At 69.8% G+C, this 19721-nt stretch carries 20 protein-coding genes and 1 tRNA gene; 9 read left to right on the forward strand and 12 right to left on the reverse strand.

The window, feature by feature from the left end:
* Window positions 1-3: 3 nt before the first annotated feature.
* The gene (locus RT2_RS15120; RefSeq protein ID WP_371851171.1) at window positions 4-891 is read right to left on the reverse strand and encodes an ABC transporter substrate-binding protein; all 888 of its coding nucleotides are present in this window, start codon (window positions 889-891) and stop codon (window positions 4-6) included.
* 105 nt (window positions 892-996) lie between these two features.
* Window positions 997-2106 carry an isocitrate/isopropylmalate dehydrogenase family protein gene (locus tag RT2_RS15125; RefSeq protein WP_072845619.1) on the reverse strand — a complete coding sequence of 370 codons (1110 nt, stop codon included), beginning with the start codon at window positions 2104-2106 and terminating at the stop codon, window positions 997-999.
* Here RT2_RS15125 and RT2_RS15130 point away from each other — a divergent pair.
* Both RT2_RS15130 and trxA read left to right on the forward strand, forming a co-directional pair.
* Complete coding sequence (locus tag RT2_RS15130) at window positions 2105-2617, forward strand: 2'-5' RNA ligase family protein (RefSeq protein ID WP_072845620.1); 513 nt, start codon at window positions 2105-2107, stop codon at window positions 2615-2617. The two genes, RT2_RS15125 and RT2_RS15130, sit on opposite strands and share 2 nt — an antisense overlap.
* Window positions 2618-2678: 61 nt before the next feature.
* Window positions 2679-3044, forward strand: coding sequence for a thioredoxin (gene trxA / locus RT2_RS15135; protein WP_072845621.1), 366 nt, complete (start codon window positions 2679-2681; stop codon window positions 3042-3044).
* 21 nt (window positions 3045-3065) lie between these two features.
* Here the strand turns inward: trxA and RT2_RS15140 are convergent, their stop codons facing one another.
* From RT2_RS15140 to RT2_RS15175, 8 genes are all read right to left on the reverse strand, one after another.
* Window positions 3066-3839, reverse strand: coding sequence for a PIG-L family deacetylase (locus tag RT2_RS15140; protein WP_072845622.1), 774 nt, complete (start codon window positions 3837-3839; stop codon window positions 3066-3068).
* A gap of 24 nt (window positions 3840-3863) precedes the next feature.
* On the reverse strand, window positions 3864-6599 hold the full coding sequence (gene polA, locus RT2_RS15145) for a DNA polymerase I (RefSeq protein WP_072845623.1): 2736 nt from the start codon (window positions 6597-6599) through the stop codon (window positions 3864-3866).
* Window positions 6600-6655: 56 nt separating this feature from the next.
* Window positions 6656-7399 (reverse strand): ABC transporter ATP-binding protein, encoded by a 744-nt coding sequence (locus tag RT2_RS15150; RefSeq protein ID WP_072845624.1) that lies wholly within the window; start codon window positions 7397-7399, stop codon window positions 6656-6658.
* A complete protein-coding gene (locus tag RT2_RS15155) occupies window positions 7386-8300 on the reverse strand; it encodes an ABC transporter ATP-binding protein (protein ID WP_245709441.1) in 915 nt (304 codons plus the stop codon). Before RT2_RS15155 ends, RT2_RS15150 begins: the two co-directional genes overlap by 14 nt.
* A gap of 44 nt (window positions 8301-8344) precedes the next feature.
* The gene (locus RT2_RS15160; RefSeq protein WP_245709440.1) at window positions 8345-9460 is read right to left on the reverse strand and encodes a branched-chain amino acid ABC transporter permease; all 1116 of its coding nucleotides are present in this window, start codon (window positions 9458-9460) and stop codon (window positions 8345-8347) included.
* 119 nt (window positions 9461-9579) lie between these two features.
* Window positions 9580-10617, reverse strand: a complete 1038-nt coding sequence (locus RT2_RS15165; protein ID WP_072845627.1) for a branched-chain amino acid ABC transporter permease — start codon at window positions 10615-10617, stop codon at window positions 9580-9582.
* Window positions 10618-10645: 28 nt separating this feature from the next.
* Complete coding sequence (locus tag RT2_RS15170) at window positions 10646-11875, reverse strand: branched-chain amino acid ABC transporter substrate-binding protein (RefSeq protein WP_072845628.1); 1230 nt, start codon at window positions 11873-11875, stop codon at window positions 10646-10648.
* A gap of 217 nt (window positions 11876-12092) precedes the next feature.
* Window positions 12093-12701: an ANTAR domain-containing response regulator gene (locus RT2_RS15175; RefSeq protein ID WP_072845629.1), complete on the reverse strand. Its 609-nt coding sequence runs from the start codon at window positions 12699-12701 to the stop codon at window positions 12093-12095.
* 109 nt (window positions 12702-12810) lie between these two features.
* Between RT2_RS15175 and RT2_RS15180 the strand changes: the two genes are divergently transcribed.
* Window positions 12811-12887 (forward strand) — tRNA-Leu (locus RT2_RS15180).
* A 48-nt stretch (window positions 12888-12935) separates the two neighbouring features.
* Window positions 12936-13106: a hypothetical protein gene (locus RT2_RS25935; RefSeq protein WP_169888383.1), complete on the forward strand. Its 171-nt coding sequence runs from the start codon at window positions 12936-12938 to the stop codon at window positions 13104-13106.
* A 123-nt stretch (window positions 13107-13229) separates the two neighbouring features.
* Here RT2_RS25935 and RT2_RS25115 read toward each other — a convergent pair whose 3' ends face one another.
* Together RT2_RS25115 and RT2_RS15190 are read right to left on the reverse strand one after the other, a co-directional pair.
* Window positions 13230-13772, reverse strand: coding sequence for a DUF4304 domain-containing protein (locus RT2_RS25115; RefSeq protein WP_307718215.1), 543 nt, complete (start codon window positions 13770-13772; stop codon window positions 13230-13232).
* A gap of 119 nt (window positions 13773-13891) precedes the next feature.
* A complete protein-coding gene (locus RT2_RS15190; RefSeq protein WP_245709434.1) occupies window positions 13892-14266 on the reverse strand; it encodes a hypothetical protein in 375 nt (124 codons plus the stop codon).
* Window positions 14267-14756: 490 nt separating this feature from the next.
* Here RT2_RS15190 and RT2_RS15195 point away from each other — a divergent pair, with 490 nt between their 5' ends.
* From RT2_RS15195 to RT2_RS15215, 5 genes are read left to right on the forward strand one after another with little or no spacing between them, the layout of a single operon-like run.
* On the forward strand, window positions 14757-15806 hold the full coding sequence (locus tag RT2_RS15195) for a 3-oxoacyl-ACP synthase III family protein (protein WP_072845632.1): 1050 nt from the start codon (window positions 14757-14759) through the stop codon (window positions 15804-15806).
* 1 nt (window position 15807) lies between these two features.
* Window positions 15808-16719 (forward strand): beta-ketoacyl-[acyl-carrier-protein] synthase family protein, encoded by a 912-nt coding sequence (locus tag RT2_RS15200; RefSeq protein WP_072845633.1) that lies wholly within the window; start codon window positions 15808-15810, stop codon window positions 16717-16719.
* Window positions 16716-18377, forward strand: a complete 1662-nt coding sequence (locus RT2_RS15205) for a fatty acid CoA ligase family protein (protein ID WP_072845634.1) — start codon at window positions 16716-16718, stop codon at window positions 18375-18377. Before RT2_RS15200 ends, RT2_RS15205 begins: the two co-directional genes overlap by 4 nt.
* Window positions 18374-18667 carry a hypothetical protein gene (locus RT2_RS15210; protein WP_072845635.1) on the forward strand — a complete coding sequence of 98 codons (294 nt, stop codon included), beginning with the start codon at window positions 18374-18376 and terminating at the stop codon, window positions 18665-18667. The genes RT2_RS15205 and RT2_RS15210 overlap by 4 nt, the downstream gene beginning before the upstream one ends.
* Window positions 18664-19704, forward strand: a complete 1041-nt coding sequence (locus RT2_RS15215; RefSeq protein ID WP_083577402.1) for an NAD-dependent epimerase/dehydratase family protein — start codon at window positions 18664-18666, stop codon at window positions 19702-19704. Before RT2_RS15210 ends, RT2_RS15215 begins: the two co-directional genes overlap by 4 nt.
* Window positions 19705-19721 lie beyond the last annotated feature (17 nt).

Consider the following 19721-nt stretch of genomic DNA (forward strand, 5'->3'; position numbering starts at 1 on the left):
CCTCTACCCGGCTGCGCCGTTGATCTGCGACGTCGTGATGGTGCCTGCCCCGACGCCCCAGTTCTCGGCGATCTGCTGGTAAACGCCGGTGTCGATCAGGTGCTGCAACGCCTGCTGCAGCGCGGGCGCCAGCGGCGAGCCCTTCTTGACCGGCCAACCGTAGGGCGCCGAATCGAAGAGCTCACCGGCAGGCACCAGTCGTCCGTTGCTGCGTTTGATCGCGTAGGCGGTCACCGGCGAATCCGCGGACAGCGCGTCCACGCGCCCGAGGATCAGCGCGTTCGCCACGGCGTCCTGACTGTCGTACTTGATCTTCGAGATCGGGGGTTTGCCCGCGGCGACACAGGCGTCGCTCTTTGCGGGTACCTCGTCGATGTCCTCGGTGGTGGTGGTCTGCACCCCGACCCGGAGCCCGCAGGCGTCGTCGGGGTCGATCGAGTCGCCCGCCCGCTGGGCCCACTGGATGCCGGCCCGGTAGTAGGTGACGAAGTCGACGGATTCCTCGCGTTCCTTCGTGTCGGTGAACGACGACGCGCCCATGTCGAAGGTCCCGGCCTGGACGGCGGGGATGATCCTGGCGAAGTCCGCCTGCTTGAAGTCCGCGGTCAGACCCATGACCCCCGCGACGGCCGTCATCAGATCCACGTCGAAGCCGACGATCTCACCGGACTCGTCCTTGAATTCGTTGGGCGCATAGGGGACGTTGACGCCGATCACCAGCCGGCCGGTCGACGCGATGTCGGGCGGCACCAGCGCGGCGATCTCGTCGACCCGGTCCACCTTCACCTGCTCGGCGGGGACCAGTCCCTCGTTGTTGGTGACGCATCCGGTCAGCACGGACCCGAGCAACAGCGCCGCGAGAACCGTCCCGAAAACTCTGGCCCGTCGCAGCCGACGCGGGCTCCGAGACTGCTGCACCCGTCTTGACCACACCTGCAGAAGACTACTGGTTCACCTGCGGTTCACCCGAATCCTCGGGACGCCGTCACAGCCGCGTCAGCGACGCAGGATCCGCGCGCCCACCGTCTCGGTGAACTCGGCGGTCGAGGCCAGCCCGCCGAGGTCCGCGGTGGCCACGCCCGCCGCGAGGGTGCCGGTGACCCCGAGGCGGATCCGGTCCGCGGCCAGTCCGAGGAGGTCGTCGGCCCGCCGGGCCGACATCCAGTCCAGCAGCATCGCGGACGAGAGCATCACCGCGGTCGGGTTGGCCCGGTTGCGCCCGGCGATGTCGGGGGCGGCGCCGTGCGCGGCCTGCGCCATCGCCTTGGTCTCCGACGCGTTGAGCGACGGCGCGGTGCCGAGCGACCCGGCCAACTCGCCGGCCAGGTCCGAGAGGATGTCGCCGAACATGTTCTCCGTCACCACGACGTCGAAGTCGGCGCCGCGCCGCACCAGGTGCGCGGCCATCGCGTCGACGTGCTCGGTGCGGATCTCGACTCCCGGGTACTGCCGTCCGACCTCGAGGCACACGTCCCGGAACAGGCCCGTGGTGAGGGCGAGCACGTTCGCCTTGTGCACCACGGTCACCCGGCGCCGGCGCCCGGTGGCCAACGCGAATGCCGTGTGCGCGATGCGTTCACACGCCCGTCGGGTGACGACGGCGACCGCCATCGCCACGTCGGGCGTCGGCATGAACTCGCCGCTGCCGGTGAACATGTTGCGGTCGGCGTAGAAGCCCTCGGTGTTCTCCCGCACGATCACCAGGTCCATGTCCGGCGCGGTCGCCCGCACCCCGGAGAACGCCTGGGCGGGGCGGATGTTCGCGAACAGGTCGAAGCGTTTGCGGATGGTGCCGCCGGGGGTGAGCTGCCCGCGGAACAGCGGCGGGTAGGCGGCGCTGTCGTGCGGGCCGAGAATCCAGCCGTCGAGTCCGTCGAGCGCGTCGAGGGTCGAGTCCGGAATCGGGTTCCCGTGCTCGGCGATCGCGTCGAACCCGACCGGCAGGTCGACCCACTCCACCGCGGGCGCGCCGACCGCGCTCATCGCGGCGTCCACGGTCGCCTGGGCCGCGGGCACGATCTCGTGCCCGATGCCGTCGCCGACCAACAGTCCGATCCGGGGCGTCGTTGCGTTGGCTGGGTTCACCCGACCATCATTACTCACCATGGTGCAGTCCGTGGAGTTGCTGCTGGACGCCGAGCTCGACGCCGCCGTCCGACGGCAGTGGGCGCGGCTGTCCGCCGAGGCCCTGCCCAGCCAGGACGTGGTGCGCAAGTCCACGAACCGCCCGCACATCACCCTCGCGGTCGCCCGGCACATCGACCCCGAGACCGAGCTGATCCTGCAGCAGGGATTGATCGCACCGAAGCTGCGGATCACCCTCGGCGGACTGGTGGTGTTCGGCGGCCAGCGAAAGACGCTGTCGTACATGGTGATTCCCACCGCGGGCCTGCTTGCATTGCAACGGACCGTCTTCCGGCTGATACATGCCAGCCCCGGGATCCCCGCACACACCCATCCGGGCGAGTGGACGCCGCACGTCACCCTCGCCCGGCGCGTGTTCCCCGACGAGATCGGCCCGGCGATCAATGCGCTCACGCCGCGAGAACTCACCGGCTCCGTCGACGGGATCCGGCGCTGGGACGGCGACGCCAAAAGGGAGTGGCGCATAGCCTGAGGAAGAATCGAGCGCGCCGAGGCGTTGAACCGGCGAGACAAGCAGCGACGAGAGGACCTTCATGGCCACGCAGACCCTGACCCAGCAGAACTTCGACGAGATCATCGGCGGGAACGACGTCGTCCTCGTCGACTTCTGGGCCGCCTGGTGCGGACCGTGCCGCGCCTTCGCGCCGACCTTCGAGGCCTCGTCCGATCAGCACCCCGACGTGGTCCACGCCAAGGTGGACACCGAGGCCGAGCAGGGTCTCGCCGCCGCGGCGAACATCCGGTCCATCCCGACCATCATGGCGTTCCGCGAGGGCATCCTGGTCTACTCGCAGCCCGGCGCGATGCCCGCGGCCCAGCTCGACGACCTGCTCACGCAGGTCAAGGCGCTGGACATGGACAAGGTCCGCGAGCAGGCCGCCGCGCAGCAGCAGGCCTGACCGCGGGGCCGGGACCTGCCGTCAGAGCGGCAGGCCGGTCTCGGCCAGGCCGTCGGGGGCGCCGTGCCGCCGGAACCACTCCTGACCGAAGGCGGCGCGCAGCTGCTCGTCGGGCATCTGCAGGAACGGCCCGAAGTCCCCGACCTGGGTGGCGTGCGCGAGCATCGCGGCACGCTTGGCCGCCATCACCTCGCTCACGTCGACCACCGTGGTGATCTCGGAGGCCGGCAGGCCGAGGGTGTCGAGTTCCGGCGGCTGCGCGTCCGCCGACCACTCCGGGTTCGCGGCGATCAGCGCGCGGAGGTGGTCGCGGTTGAGCGTCGACTCGTACACGTGCGAGACCCCCGCCAGCTCCGCGGCGCGCACGCCCACCCGGTGCACCTGCACGTGGTCGGGGTGTCCGTAGCCGCCGTTACGGTCGTACACCGTGACCACGTCCGCCGACTCCTCGACGAGGATCTCCGCCAACCGGGCGGCCGCGTCCTCCACGTCGACGTTGCAGAAGGCCTCGGGGTTCGCGTTCTCCGGCGTCCCGGCCATCCCCGAATCCGCGTAGTGCAGTTGCACCACCCGGTGCGCGCCGAGCACGCGGGTGGACTCCTCCAGCTCACGCCGACGCCGCTCGGCGAGCGTCTCGCCCGCCGCGAGCAGGCCCTCCGGCACCTCCCCCAGCGCGCCGTCGGTGGCGGTGACCACCACGACACGGTGCCCCGCGTCCGCCGCCTGCCGCATCACCCCGCCGGTGCCGAAAACCTCGTCGTCGGGATGCGCGTGGAAGCAGACCAGAACACTCATGCCGTGATGGTTTCACAACCCGCGTCAGTGCGCGGCCGCGTCCCAACTTCGCCCGGTGCCGACCGAGACCTCGAGCGGGACCGACAGCTCGATCGCGCCGGCCATCTTCTCCCGCACCAGCGTCTCGACCTGCTCGCGCTCGGACTCGACCACCTCGAGCACCAGCTCGTCGTGCACCTGCAGCAGCATCCGTGACTTCAGTCCCGTCGCCGCCAGCGCGTTCTGCACGTCGATCATCGCGACCTTGATGATGTCCGCGGCGGTGCCCTGGATCGGCGCGTTGAGCGCGGCCCGCTCGGCCACCTCGCGGCGCTGACGGTTGTCGCTGTTGAGGTCCGGCAGGTACCGGCGCCGGCCGTACAGGGTGGAGGTGTAGCCGTCCTTGCGGGCCTGCTCGACCACCTCGTGGAGGTAGTCCCGCACGCCGCCGAAGCGGGCGAAGTAGGCGTCCATCTGCCCCTTGGCCTCCTCGGTGGAGATCTTCAGCTGCGAGGCCAGTCCGTACGCGCTGAGCCCGTAGGCGAGCCCGTACGACATGGCCTTGACCCGACGGCGCAGTTCGGGGGTGACCTCCTCGATCGGCACCCCGAAGGCCCGGGACCCGACGAAGCTGTGCAGGTCCTCGCCCGTGTTGAAGGCCTCGATCAGGCCCTCGTCGCGGGAGAGGTGCGCCATGATCCGCATCTCGATCTGGCTGTAGTCGGCGGTGAGCAGGTAGTCGTACCCCGCGCCGACGACGAAGCCGTCGCGGATCTGCCGTCCGGCGTCGGTGCGGACCGGGATGTTCTGCAGGTTCGGCTCGGTCGAGGACAGCCGACCCGTGGCCGCGACGGTCTGGTTGAAGGTGGTGTGGATCCGGTCGTCGTCGGCGACCGCCTTGAGCAGTCCGTCCACCGTCACCTTCAGCCGGGTGGCGTCACGGTGCGCGAGCAGGTGCTCGAGGAACGGGTGGCCGGTCTTCTCGAACAACGACTGCAGGGCGTCCGCGTCGGTGGTGTAGCCGGTCTTGGTCTTCTTGGTCTTCGGCATGCCGAGGTCCTCGAACAGCACCACCTGCAGCTGCTTGGGCGAGCCGAGGTTGATCTGCTTGTCGATCACCGCGTACGCCGCGTTCGCGGCCTGGTTGATCTCGTCGGCGAAGCGGGACTGCAGGTCGCTGAAGTGCGCGGTGTCGACCGCGATGCCGGTGGACTCGACGGTGGCAAGCACCCCGAGCAGCGGCAGTTCCATGTCCGCGAGCAGTCCGGTGGACTCGATCGTCTCCAGCTCCCCGTCCAGCGCGGCGGCCAGGTCCAGCACGGCCCGGGCCCGCAGGATCTGCGCCTCGGCGGCGGCCGCGTCGGCCTGGTCCTCGGTGTCGAGCAGCGACAGCTGGCCCTGCTCGGACTCCTCGACCCGCAGCTCCCGCTTGAGGTAGCGCAGCGACAGGTCGTCGAGGTTGAAGGTGCGCTGACCGGGCCGGACCAGGTACGCCGCGAGGGCGGTGTCGCTGGTCAGTCCGCCGAGCACCCAGCCGCGGCCGCGCAGCGCGTGCACCGCCGCCTTGGCCTCGTGCAGCGCCTTCGGCGCCGACGGGTCGGCGAGCCAGTCGCCGAGCGCCTGCTCGTCCTCCGGGGTGGCCGAGGTGGCGACGATGTAGGCGCCCTCGCCGTCGGCGGCCGCGATGGTCACCGCGGTGACGTCGCCCGCGTACGGGGTGCCGGCGCCGACCACGGACACGCCGCTGCGCGCCCCGGTGCGCGCGTGCTCGGCAAGCCAGGCGCTCACCTCGCCGGGTGCCAGCGCGCCGCCGCGCACCTCGAAGCCCTCCTCTGCCTCCGGTTCCGCGGAGCTGAGGGTGTCGAACAGCCGGTCCCGCAGCACCCGGAACTCGAGGTCGTCGAAGAGCATGTGGATCTTGTCGCGGTCCCACGGCGCCAGCACCAGCTGGTCCGGCGTGTACGGCAGCGGGACGTCGCGCACCATCTCGGTGAGCTGACGGTTGAGCACCACCGCCGACAGGTTCGCGCGCAGCGAGTCGCCGACCTTGCCGCGGACCTCGTCGACGCGGTCGACGAGCTGGTCGAGCGAGCCGTACTCGCGGATCCACTTGGCGGCGGTCTTCTCCCCCACACCGGGGATGCCGGGCAGGTTGTCGCTCGGGTCGCCGCGCAGCGCCGCGTAGTCCGGGTACTGGCGCGGGGTGAGCCCGTACTTGCCCTCGACCTCCTCCGGGGTGAACCGGGTGAGCTCGGAGACGCCGCGCTTGGGGTAGAGCACGGTCACGTCGGGGGTGACCAGCTGCAGGGCGTCGCGGTCGCCGGTGCAGACCAGCACCCGGTAGCCGAGCGCGGTGGCCTGGGTGGTGAGGGTGGCGATGATGTCGTCCGCCTCGAAACCGGCCTCGGCCATCACCGGGATGCCCATCGCGCCGAGCACGTCCTTGGTGATCTCCACCTGACCCTTGAACTCGTCCGGGGTCTTCGCGCGGTTCGCCTTGTACTCGGGGAACGCCTCGGCCCGGAAGGTCTGCCGGGACACGTCGAACGCGGCCGCCACGTGGGTGGGCTGCTCGTCGCGCAGCAGGTTGATCAGCATCGAGGTGAAGCCGTACACCGCGTTGGTGGTCTGACCGCTGTGGGTCTTGAAGTTCTCCGCGGGCAGCGCGAAGAACGCCCGGTAGGCCAGGGAGTGCCCGTCGAGCAGCAGCAGCGTCGGCTGCGGGCCCGCGGTGTCGCCGTCGGTTCGGGTGGTGGACCGTTCATCGGTTGCTGGGCTCACCGCAGTGAGTCTAGGGAGCGACACCGACAGTGTGGAACCAACCTGGCCGACGGCGGTCAGCCCACCCCGAGGTAGGCGTGCTTGACGGCCGGGTCGGCCAGCAGGTCCCGGCCGGTCCCGGTCTTGGTCACCTCGCCGGTCTCGAGGATGTACGCCCGGTCGGTGCGGGTCAGCGCCTGCTGGGCGTTCTGCTCGACCAGCAGGATGGTGGTGCCCTGCGCGTTGATCTCGGCGATGATCCGGAAGATCTGCTGGATCACCATGGGCGCCAACCCCATCGACGGCTCGTCGAGCATCAGCAGCCGCGGCCGCGACATCAGCGCCCGGCCGATCGCCAGCATCTGCTGCTCGCCGCCCGACATGGTGCCGCCGAGCTGGGTGCGCCGCTCGCCGAGCCGTGGGAACAGGTCGAACACCCAGTCCAGCCGCTGCGCGTAGTCCGCCTTGGTCTCGAACTTGCGGGCGTAACAGCCCATGTCGAGGTTCTCCTGGACGCTCATGCCGGGGAACACGCCGCGCCCCTCGGGCGCCTGCACCACCCCGAGCCGCACCCGTTCGTGGGCCTTGACCCGGGTGAGGTCCTGGCCGTCGAAGACGATCCGGCCGGTGGTCAGCGGCAGCAGTCCGGACAGCGCCCGCATGGTGGTGGACTTGCCCGCCCCGTTGGCGCCGAGCAGCGTCACCAGTTCGCCGCGCTCGACGCGCAGCGAGATCCCGTGCAGCGCCCGGATCCGCCCGTAGTCGACGACCATGTCCGTCACCTCGAGCAGCGGGGTGGGGTCGGTCTCAGGCACTGGCATCGTCGGGCACCCCCAGGTAGGCGGCGATCACGGCCGGGTTCGCCCGGATCGCGGCGGGCAGGTCGTCGGCGATCTTGCGGCCGAACTCGAGCACCACGATGCGGTCCGTCACCCCCATCACCAGGCGCATGTCGTGCTCGATGAGCAGCACGGTGAACCCGTCGTCGCGGATCTTGCGAATCAGGTCCATCAGCGCCGCCTTCTCGCTGGGGTTGAACCCGGCGGCCGGCTCGTCGAGGCAGAGCAGCTTCGGCTCGGTGGCCAGCGCGCGGGCGATCTCCAGCCGCCGCTGGTCCCCGTAGGAAAGGTTGCGGGCCTTCTCCACCGCACGGGGGGCGATCCCGACGAACTCGAGCAGCGCCATCCCCCGGTCGACCGCGTCGCGTTCCTCCCGCCGGTGCCGCGCGGTCCGGAAGATCGCGCCCGGCACGGAGGTCCGGTGCCGGGCGTCGGTGCCGACGACGACGTTCTCGAGCGCCGTCATCTCCCCGAACAGCCGGATGTTCTGAAAGGTCCGCGCGATGCCGAGCCGGGTGATCTCGTTGCGCTTCGTTTTGGCGAGCAGCTTGCCGTCGAACGTCACCGACCCCGACGACGGCGTGTATACGCCCGTGAGCGCGTTGAAGCAGGTGGTCTTGCCGGCGCCGTTGGGCCCGATCAGCCCGAGGATCTCGCCGCGGCGGATCTCGAAGGACACCGCATCCAGCGCCACCAGCCCGCCGAACTGCACGGACAGTTCCTCGGTCCGCAGCAGCACCTCGCCCTCGCCGGTGTCGATCTCGCGCTGCGGGGCGACCACCTCCGCGACCACGTCCGGGTCCGCGAGGGCCGGGTCGATCGCGGACACGTCGACCACGCCGGCGGTCGGGATGTCGACCTCCGGCGCGAGGTCGGCGGCCATGTCCTCGTTGTCGAACATCGCGTCGCCCGGCCCGGGCCCCGCCGTCATCGCCGGTCCGCCGGGGTCGTGGCGTCGGCCGCCGCGCTCGGACGGACCGCCTGGTACACCTGCCTGCCGTAGGTCAGCAGCTTCTGTCGCGCCGGGAAGAGCCCCTGCGGGCGGAAGATCATCAGCACCACCAGGGCCAGTCCGAAGAAGAGGTACTTGTAGTCGCCGAGGGACTGGCCGCCGACCTCGATCGACATCGCCCGGTTGGGCAGGTACACGATGATGAAGGCGCCGACGATCACGCCGAGCTTGTTGCCCTGGCCGCCGATCACCACCGCGCACAGGAACAGCATCGAGTTGATGACGTTGAAGCCGGTCGGGTTGATGAACTGCACCTGGCCCGCGTACAGCGCGCCGGACAGTCCGCCGATGGACGCACCGATCGTGAACGCCCACAGCTTGAACTTGAAGGTGGGCACCCCCATGATCTCGGCGGCGTCCTCGTCCTCGCGGATCGCCACCCACGCCCGGCCGACGCGGCTGCGCTCGAGGTTCCCGACGATCAGCAGCACCGCGATCACCAGGACCATGCCGACCCAGTACCACCACACACCGGAGTTGATGTCGCCCGCGGAGTTGCCCGCGGAGAAGACGCCGAACGGCTTGTCCTCGGAGACCCCGATCCGCGGGTAGGCGATCTCGGCCAGGCCCTGGCCGCCGTTGGTGACGTCGGTGAGGTTGTCCGCCAGCAACCGCACGATCTCGCCGAAGCCGAGGGTGACGATGGCCAGGTAGTCCCCGCGCAGGCGCAGCGTCGGGGTGCCGAGTATCAGCCCGGTGAACGCGGTGATCGCCACCGCGATCGGCAGGCAGGACAGCCACGCCCAGTCGGTGGAGAAGAAGCCGTCGGCGGTCATCTTGTTCCACGGGCTGTTCGGGCTGGTGAGCAGCGCGACGGTGTACGCGCCGACGGCGTAGAAGCCGACGTACCCGAGGTCGAGCAGGCCGGCCTGCCCGACCACCACGTTGAGCCCGACCGCGATCAGCGCGTACATGGCGAACTGCGCCATCACGCCGCCGAAGTCGGTGCCCGGGGTGTCCAGCAGCGGCGGGCGCCACACCGGCAGGATCGCGATCAGCGCGATCAGCGGGACCCCGACGAGCCACTGCATCGGCCGGGCCAGGCCGTTCCACCAGCCCCGGATCGCGTCGCCGACACCGCGGCGCGGCGGACCGGGCTCGGTCGGGAACCCGTCCGGGTCGCGGCGTCCGGTGCTGGTGTCGGTGGTGCTCATACCCGCGCCCTCCCCAGGGACTCGCCGAGGATGCCGGTGGGGCGGAACATCAGCACCACCACGAGCAGCACGAACGCGACCACGTCGCGCCACTCGCTGCCGAACACCACCTGGCCGTAGTTCTCCATCACGCCGAGCGCGAGTCCGCCGAGCAGCGCGCCGCGGAGGTTGCCGATGCCGCCGAGCACGGCCGCCGCAAACGCCTTGATGCCCAGGATGAACCCGCCGTTGTAGATGATCCCGGACGGGATCTTCAGGGTGTAGAGCAGCGCGGCGGCGCCGGCGAGGACGCCGCCGAGCAGGAAGGTCAGCATGATGATCCGCTCCCGCGAGATCCCCATCAGGGTGGCGGTGTCCGGGTCCTGCGCGACCGCGCGGATGCCGCGGCCGAACCGGGTGCGGTTGATGATCATGTCGGTGAGCAGCGTGAGCAGCAGCGCCGCCACGATGATCACGACCGTCACGTTGGTGACCACCGCGCCGCCGATGGTGAACACCTCCACCGGCTGGACCAGTTTGATCGGCTGCTGCGCGTTGGTGCCGCCGAGTCCGGGCCAGATCTTCGGCAGCACGTAGTGCACGAATTCCTGGAGCACGAACGACATCCCGATCGCCGTGATCAGGAACACCAGCGGTTTCGCGCCGCGTCGGCGCAGCGGCCGGTAGGCGACGCGTTCGAGGCCGACGGCCGCGGCCCCGGAGACGGCCATGCCGAACAGCATGGCCAGCCCCAGGAACACGACCGTCGCGACGACCCCCTCGTTGTAGGCGTTGCCACTGGGGGTGAACCCCATCAGCTCCAGCGCCACGTACTGACCGAACATGCCGAGCATGAAGATCTCGGAGTGCGCGAAGTTGATCAGCCGCAACACCCCGTAGACCAGCGTGTACCCGATGGCCACCAACGCGTAGATGGCGCCGTAGCTGAGCCCGTCGACGGTGAGCTGCCAGAAGCTGCGGGTCAGCCCCTCGACGTTGAAGTCGACGTTGCCGGCGTACAGGGTCGCCGTCTCGGCGAGGGCGATCGCGCTCATCGGACCTCTCTCGGACCGTCGCGGTGGGTCAGTTGACCTTGTAGATCTGGATCAGGGCGTTCGACAGCTCGCCCTGCGGGTTCCACTGGTACCGCTTGCCGACGCCCTGGCCGTCGTAGGCCTTGACGAACTCCAGCAGCCCGGCGCGGTCCTTCACGCCGGAGTCGATGGCCGTGAGCATGATCGTGGTGAGGTCGTAGCCCTCCACCGAGTACACGCCGGGGGCCTGGCCGTTGAACTCCTGGTACTCGGCGGCCAGCGCGGGCGGCGCCGGGATGCAGGGGCAGGTCAGGACGGCGTCCTGCGCGGCGCTGCCGGCCTGCTTGACGAACTCGGGGTCGTTCGAGCCGTCGCCGGAGCTGAAGGGCGCGGTGACGCCGCCCTCCCGCAGCTGGGTCACGAACGGCGCGGCCTCGGCGTAGTAGCCGGAGTACCAGATCGCGTCCGGTGCGGCCGCCTTGATCTGGGAGACGGTGGCCGAGAAGTCCTTCTGGCCGCTCTTCACGCTGGCCGCGCAGCCGGGGTCGGCGGCGGCGCCCAGTTCGGCGGTGACCACCTTGGCGAGGCCGACGCCGTAGTCGGTGTCGTCCTGCACCACGCACACCTTCTTCGCGTCGAGGGTGCCGGTGAGGTACTTCGCGGCGACGGAGCCCTGGCTGTTGTCGTTGCCCAGGCCGCGGAAGAAGGTGGTCCAGCCGTTCTCGGTGAGGGTCGGGTTGGTGGCCGACGCGGTGAGGAACGGCAGGCCGGCCTGGTTGAAGATCGAGCCGGTGGCCTTGGTCTCGCCGGAGAACGCGGGCCCGAGGAGCCCGATGACGGACTGGTCGCCGACGATGTTCGGCGCCACCTGGGTGGCCTTCTGGGGGTCGCCCTCGGTGTCGAACTGACGCATCTCGACCTGGCAGTTCGGGTTGGCCTGGTTGTGCTTGTCGAGCGCCAGCTTGGCGCCGTAGAGGATGTTCTGGCCGAGCGCGGCGTTCGGCCCGGTGAGCGCCCCCGCCATGGCCAGGGTGACGCCGGAGCAGGTCGCGTTGCCGCTGCCGGCTGGGTTGACCGCGTCGGTGACGTCCGCGGTGGGCACCTCGCTGCCCTGGGCGTCTAGGAGCACCTGCGGCTGGATGCTCAGTGCGCTCGAGGAGGAATCCGAGGACGTGCCGCCGGAGGATCCGCCGTCGGTCGACTTGCTGCTACACCCCGCGACCACCAGTGTCGCGGCCACTCCCACGATCAATGCGCCCTTCGCTGCACGACGATGCACGTCCCACCTCCGAAATAGGTGCTCCCCGGTCGCGCCGGAGGGGCCGACCACGCCAGCCCGGGGAAAACATATCCCCGCCGGAATCACCGTGCATCACAATGGAATATCCACGGCGTTTCGCGTTTCGGTGCGGAGAATTACGTGGCAGACAGGCACGAAACATGCCGGAAACGCCCCGGTCACCACCGGGGCAGTTTTCCGCGGCCGACCGGGCGTGTCAGCCGGCGCTGAGCGTATCCAGGATCACCGTTGCGACGACCTTCATGCTGGTCCGGCCGTCCATCGCGGCGCGCTGGATCCACTTGAACGCCTCGGGCTCGGTCAGCGACTGCGAGGCCATCAGCGCGCTCTTGGCCCGCTCGACCAGCTTGCGCGTCTCGATGCGGTCGGTCAGGTTGACCACCTCGGCCTCGAGGGCGGAGAGCTCCGCGAACCGGCTCACGGCCAGCTCGACGGCCGGCACCAGGTCCGCCTTGGAGAACGGCTTGACCAGGTACGCCATCGCACCGGCGTCCCGGGCCCGCTCGACCAGCTCGCGCTGACTGAACGCGGTCAGGATCACCACCGGCGCAATACGTTTCACGGCAATCTCGGAGGCGGCGTCGATCCCGTCGCGGCGGGGCATCTTCACGTCCATGATCACCAGGTCGGGCCGCAGCTCCTCGGCGAGCTCGACGGCGCGCTGCCCGTCCCCGGCCTCGCCGACAACGTCGTACCCCTCCTCGCGGAGCATCTCGACCAGGTCCATACGGATCAGGACCTCGTCCTCGGCGACCACCACACGGCGCGGGGCGGGTCCTTCTCCCTGCGTGACAGGAGCGTTCATCGTTGCCTTCCTCTACTGCCGGCCACCTCGGAAACATGGCACAAGCCTTTTGAAGGGTACCGGTGCTTGACCCTGCCACCCGATCTTCTAGAGTGGACACGCAGCACCCGCCCTCGTATCCCAATTGGCAGAGGAAACGGATTCAAAACCCGTGCAGTGTGAGTTCGAGTCTCACCGAGGGCACCAGTAAGGCCAGATCAGAGCAGGTTTTCGAGCGGGTACCCCAATGGGGGTATGCCCAGAGAAGCTCGCAAGCAAATCGGCGACCGGCTCGACTCCGTCGGCTGCACCACCTGGCACCGGCAGGGAAGCCCCCTCGACTCGGCCGGCTCGACGGACTTCGGCTTCATCCGCCTGACGGGCTCGGACGACCTGATCTTCGGCCTCCTGCCGCTCGGTTCCTGACCCAGCGGCCCGTCTCTCACGGTCCCCGCACCAAGAAGCCCCCACCTCGTCGAGATGGGGGCCTCTCCCTGCCCGACAGTGAGATTGACGGCTCGCCTGTCAGAACTGCGGTGGGCGCGCCTTTTACTCACGGTCGACGACGGCGATGGCACAGGAGTCCGCCGCCCTGCGGAACTGCTCCTGCAGGCGCGACCAACGGGGCTCTGCACCGAAGCGGGAGCGCGCTCTCAGATACTGCTCGCGCGCACCGGACACGTCGCCTGTGGCCAGTCGGTAGCGGAGGACGTCGAAGTCCATGTCCGACCCCACCGAACCGGCGACGTCGTCGGAGCCACGAACCTGACCCATGACCGCCAACGCACTGGTGAGTGCCGCGCACAGCTGGTCGGCGACTGCGGGAACATCGGTGTCAGCGTTCACGGTCACGTGCGGCCCGATCCCGGCCGCAATGCTCTCGATCCGGCGCCGGTACTGGCAGTCGACCTCGGCCGGATGCTCCTGTGGTGACCGTCCGATGACCCGGTCGAACTCCGCCGAGTAGACACCGCAGTTGACGTAGAACCGAATCGACTCATAACTGTTCCCCGCCGACCGCTGCAGATTGACGACGTCGACCAGACCAGGCCATCCCGCTCCCGCGTGAAAGTCAGTCTCCGCTTCCGAAATCCTTGCTCCTTCAGGAGCGGAACAACGCTCTCATCGAGCAGGGTCGTGAACACTTCCTCGGCCGACGCCCCACAACAGCGCCGCGCCCGGACAGATACAAGAGCATCTCCGATCGTGCGTCAGGTCAGCTGTTCGGCCGGCGATTCCACCCATGCATCTCCGGTCCACGAGATGTCGATGGCGTACTCGCTGTTGACCCCGGTGGCCCAGTAGTCGATGACGCCGTGGCGCGCTGAGTCGAGTTCGATCCAGCCAATCGAGAACTCGCCGCGCAGAATGCGTTGGGCACGGCGGTCTATCTCGCCCAGCGACGCGAAGAGCCCGCGAAGCCTCGACTCGATCCAGTCCGCCGAGGGATCGACGACCGTGATCTCCAAGGTGCTCTCATCACTCAGCGGGATCATGATCAACAGCTCGCCGGAGACCGGCCGCACCTCCCGTGTCGCGTGACACTCATAGGCTCGCAACAAGTCTCGCGTTCCGTAGGTACCCAAGCCCCACTCCTCCGCCATAGCGCAGCAATCGTAGTCGAGGCCGGCACGGGCCACGCAATCACCGCGGTTGCATTGGCACCGACGGAGACCTTGACGTCCTTTCGCCGCACCATGTTTCAATGATCAACCACTTCTCCCACTGTTCGGCGCCACGGCATGTTCAGACCGGGTGCTGACCGCGACCAGATCCCATCCACGAATCCGGCCCGCCCCGGCTTCGATGGGCACACACGCTCACCCGCGAGACCACTACATGTAACCGCAGGTACTGGACATTCCAGAGCATGGTGCCACGCTCAGAGTCCGAGACACCTGGCCCACTGTGTACATTCCTCGGCGCAGAAGTGCGCGGGGGTGAGAACCTACTCCGAGCGGATCCAGACACTCCACCATGCCCACCGCGCCCGGTTTGCGGAAATTCCGTGGAGCACTGATGTTTTCGCGCCCAATCGTTGCTGTCCGGTTGCTCGACCCAGCTGAGGAGAATTCATTGGTTCATTCACGATTCGAGGCGATCGGCGCCTACCTTCCGGTCGACGTCCTCACCACCGAAGATCTGATCGGGCAACTCGCCCAGAAGCCGTCCTTCGACTTCGCCGCGGTGACCGGGGTGCAGGAGCGTCGGGTCCGGGACAAGTCGCCCGAAAACTACGAGGACTCATTCGCGCTCGCGATGAAGGCCGCGCGCGACTGCCTCTCGCGCTCGCGCTACGACGCGGACGACCTCGACGTGGTCATCTCGGTGTCCATCACCCGCAGCAAGGAGCGCACGAAGACCTACTTCGAGCCCTCCTTCGCCTCGGCGATCGCCAAGGAACTCGGCGCGCGGCGGGCCATCCACTTCGACCTGTCCAACGCCTGCGCGGGCATGCTCACCGGCACCTACCTGCTCGACCGGATGATCCGGGCCGGCACGGTCCGCAACGGGATGGTGGTCAGCGGCGAGGCAATCACCCCGATCGCCGAGACCGCCGTCCAGGAACTCGCCGGCGGCTACGACCCGCAGTTCGCCTCACTCTCCGTCGGCGACTCCGGGTGTGCGCTGGTCATCGACCGGTCCGAGGACGAGGGCGACCGCATCAACTACATCGAGCTGATGACCGCCTCCGAGTACGCCGACGCCTGCCTGGGCATGCCCAGCGACCGGACCGCGGGCGTCGCGCTGTACACCGACAACCGACGGATGCACAACGAGGACCGGTTCAAACTCTGGACCGACACCCAGCGCAATCACCTGGCCCGCCAGGGGCGCACCTTCGCCGACGAAGAGTTCGACTACATCATTCATCACCAGTTCGGCGCGTCCGCGGTGACGTTCATGAACGCGCTCGGCGAACGCGAGTTCGGCACGCCGATGCCCGAGGCGCTCAACGTGGTCGAGAAGTACGGCAACACGTCCACCACCTCGCACTTCATCGTCCTGCACGACCAGTTGCGGCAGTCCAACATTCCCGCCGGCTCGAAGATCCTGATGGTGCCGGCGGCGTCCGGCATCGTCACCGGATTCCTGTCGGCCACCGTCTCGTCTCTGGAGGCCTGAAATGGGTATCGTCATCACGGCAACCGGCGCCAGCCACGACACGGACACCGCGAGCAGCATCGAGCACGCCGGCCGGGCCGTGCGTGCGGTGCTCACCGACGCCGCCGTCGCCCCCGAGAGCATCGGGGTGCTCATCAACACCGGCATCTACCGGGACTCGAACACCGTCGAACCGGCGATCGGCGCGCTGATCCAGAAGGCCGCCGGGATCGGGCTCGAGTACGACGAACACGACCCCCGGTCGTTCTCGTTCGACCTGATGAACGGCGCCTGCGGCGTCCTCAACGCCGTCCAGGTCGCGTCCGCGCTGCTCACCACCGGCAGCACCGGCCGCGTGCTCGTGGTCTCCGGCGACACCCATCCGTCGATGACCGGACCCGACGCCCCGGCGGACTTCCCGTACGCAACCGCCGGTGCGGCGCTCCTGCTCGAACACACCGACGGGGCAGACGGTTTCGGCCCCCTGCATGTCGAGCTGGCCGACGGCCCGGCCGCCGTCGAGGGCTTCGTCGACACCGACACGATGGGCGTCACCGGCCGCAGCGCGATGACCGTCCGGCGGTCCGACGACTTCGAGGCCCGCGTCCTCGACGTCGCGCTGTCCGCGGCGACCGCCGCCCTGGACGCCACCGAGTGCGATCCGGCCACCACCGTGCTGATCTCCTCGCGGCCGACGCCGGGATTCCGCGCCGCACTGTCCGCGAAGGTCGGCATCCGCGCCGCCGACGACGACGGCACCGCGGACCACGTCACCGGCGACACCCACACCGCCGCCCTGGCCCTGGCCTACCACCATGCCGTCGGCGCCGGCCGCCTCGACGGCGTCGAGCGGGTCCTGTTCGTGGCGGCCGGCGCCGGGCCCAGCGCCGCGGCCACCGTGTACCGGGTCCCGGCCGGCCGAGCCGGGCGATGAGCGCCGCATTGACGGACAACTGGCTCGACCGACTCACCGCCACGGCCCGCCGGCGGCCCGGCGCCCCGGCGGTGACGTCCGCCGCCGGCGCCGCCGCCGAGGGACTGCCCGACTACGCCGACGTGACGTTCGGTGAGCTCGACGAGTGGTCCGACGCCCTCGCGCAGCGGTTCGCCGCCGCGGGCATGACGGCCGGTGTCCGGACGATCGTGCTGGTCAACCCCGGTCCCGAGTTGTACGCGATCCTGTTCGGGCTGTTCAAGACCGGCGCCGTCCCCGTGGTGATCGATCCCGGCATGGGGCTGCGTCCCATGCTTCGCTGCCTCGCCGCGGTGGACCCGCAGGCCTTCGTCGGGCTGCCCCAGGCGCATGCGGTGCGGGTCCTGTTCCGGCGGGGATTCCGTGGGGTCGGCGCCAAGGTGACCGTCGGACGCCGCTGGTTCTGGGGTGGGCACACCCTCGCCGGACTCGGCCGCAAGCCCGTCGGCGAGCGACCGCCGACCGCACCGGCCGGCGACGACGAGCTGTTGATGATCGCCTTCACCACCGGGTCGACCGGGCCGGCGAAGGCCGTCGAGCTCACCCACGGCAACCTCGCCGCGATGCTGGCCCAGACGCAGGCCGTCACCGCGGTCACCGCGGAGGAATCCGCCCTGGTGACGCTGCCGATGTTCGGGGTCCTGTACCTGCTGCTCGGCGCCCAGGTGGTGCTGCCGCCGCTGGTCCCGAGCAAGGTCGGTGACACCGACCCCCGGCACGTGGTCGACGCCGTCAACCGGTTCCGGGTGCGCACCATGTTCGCCTCCCCCGCCCTGCTCGGCCCGCTGCTCGACCACGCCCGGACCCACGAGGTGGTCATGCCGACCGTCCGTGCGGTCTTCTCCGGCGGCGCCCCGGTGCCGGCCGCGGTCGTCACCGGTCTGCGCGAGGTGTTGTCGGCCGACGCCCAGGTCCACGCCGGATACGGTGCGACCGAGGCGATCCCGATGTCCACGATCGAGTCGCGCGAACTGCTCGACGGCCTGATCGAGCGCGCCCAGAGCGGCGACGGCACCTGCATCGGCCGGCCGGTGGACGGGGTCGAGGTCCGGGTCATCGCCGTCACCGACGCCCCGCTCGAGGGCTGGGCGCAGGCCCAACCGCTGCGCGGCGCCATCGGGGAGTTGGTCGTCAGCGGCCCGAACGTCAGCACCCGTTACCACTGGCCGGCGGCCGCGAACCTGACCGGCAAGATCGCGGACGGCGACCGGACCTGGCACCGCACCGGCGATCTCGGGCGGATCGACGACGAGGGCCGGATCTGGTTCTGCGGCCGCAAGTCCCAGCGCGTCGAGACCGGCGCGGTGACGCTGCACCCGGTGCAGGTGGAGCAGGTCTTCAACGCCGCGCCGGGCGTGGCCCGCACCGCGCTGGTCGGTGTCGGCGACCGCGGCGCCCAGCGTCCCGTCCTGTGCGTCGAGACGTCCCCCGGCGCCGACGCCGCCGCCGTCCTCGACGGCCTGCGCGAGCGCGGTGCCCGGTTCCCGCTCACCGCGCAGATCGACCGGTTCCTGGTCCACCCGCAGTTTCCGGTCGACATCCGCCACAACGCCAAGATCGGCCGCGAGGAGCTGGCCGTCTGGGCGGCCACCCGCCTCACCCGAGGAGCGCAGTCGTGACGCCGAAAACCGCCCTGCTGCGGACGATTCCGATCCTCGGCTGGCTCTACCTCGCCTTCGGGGCCGGTCGGGCCCTGCGGGGACGGCCCCTGCGGCATCCGCTGGCCCGGGCCGCCTGGTGGCTCGACGCGGTCCTCAGCGTCGTGGTGCACGCCGCGCAGGTCCCGGCCGCGGTCCGCGTGGCCGGCGGCGACCGGTCGCCGCTGGCGACCGCCCTGCTCACCATGACGTTCGGCATGACCTGGTGGAAGACCCAGCCCGGTTCCGAGACAAAGGAGACGAACCCGTGAGGATCCTGGTCACCGGGGCATCCGGATTCCTCGGCGGCCGTCTCGCCCGCCGCCTGGTCGACGACGGTGAGCACGAGGTCTCGATACTGGTCCGCCGCAGCAGCATCCTGACCGATCTCGGCGACACCTCCGCGATGACGCTCGTCTACGGGGACCTCGCCGACCCGGACTCGCTCGAGGCCGCCACCCGCGGCGTCGACGTCGTCGTGCACAGCGCCGCCCGGGTCGACGAACGCGGTGTCCGGTCCCAGTTCCAGCGCGAGAACGTCGACGCCACAGCGCAACTGCTCGCCTCGGCGCGGGCCAACGGCGCCCGCCGCTTCGTCTTCATCTCGAGCCCCAGCGCGCTGATGAGCTACGACGGCGGCGACCAGCTCGACCTCGACGAGTCGGCGCCCTACCCCACCCGGTTCCTCAACCTCTACTCCGAGACCAAGGCCGCAGCCGAGCAGGCGGTCCTGGCCGCGAACACCGACGGGTTCACCACCTGCGCACTGCGACCGCGGGCGATCTGGGGACCGGGCGACCGCTCGGGTCCCATCGTGCGGCTCCTCGGCCGGGCCCGGGCCGGGACCCTGCCGAACCTCTCCGGTGGCCGCGACGTCCTCGCGTCGCTGTGCCACGTCGACAACATCGTCGACGCCTGCGTCAGGGCCGCGGAATCCGACACCGTCGGCGGCAAGGCGTATTTCATCGCCGACGCCGAGGTCACCAACATCTGGCCGTACATGGCCGAGGTGGCGCAGGACTTCGGGTTCGAGATGCCGGACCGGTCGGCCGACCCGCGGGTGGTCCGGTCCGCGGTCCGGGTCCTCGACCTGGTCTGGAAGATCCCCTACCTGGCGACTCGGTACTCGCCCCCGCTCTCGATGTACGTGCTGGCGTTGATGACCCGCTCGTCGACCTTCGACACCAGCGCCGCCCGACGCGACCTCGGGTACGTCCCGGTGGTCGACCGCGCCGCCGGCATGACCGAGTTCCGGGACTGGGTGGACCGCCAGGGCGGCCTCGCCACGCTCACCCGTGATCTCCGTTGACCCCACCACCCGCGCCG

It is taken from the genome of Rhodococcus tukisamuensis NBRC 100609, assembly GCF_001894985.1.
GTDB classification, from domain to species: Bacteria; Actinomycetota; Actinomycetes; order Mycobacteriales; family Mycobacteriaceae; genus Rhodococcus_G; species Rhodococcus_G tukisamuensis.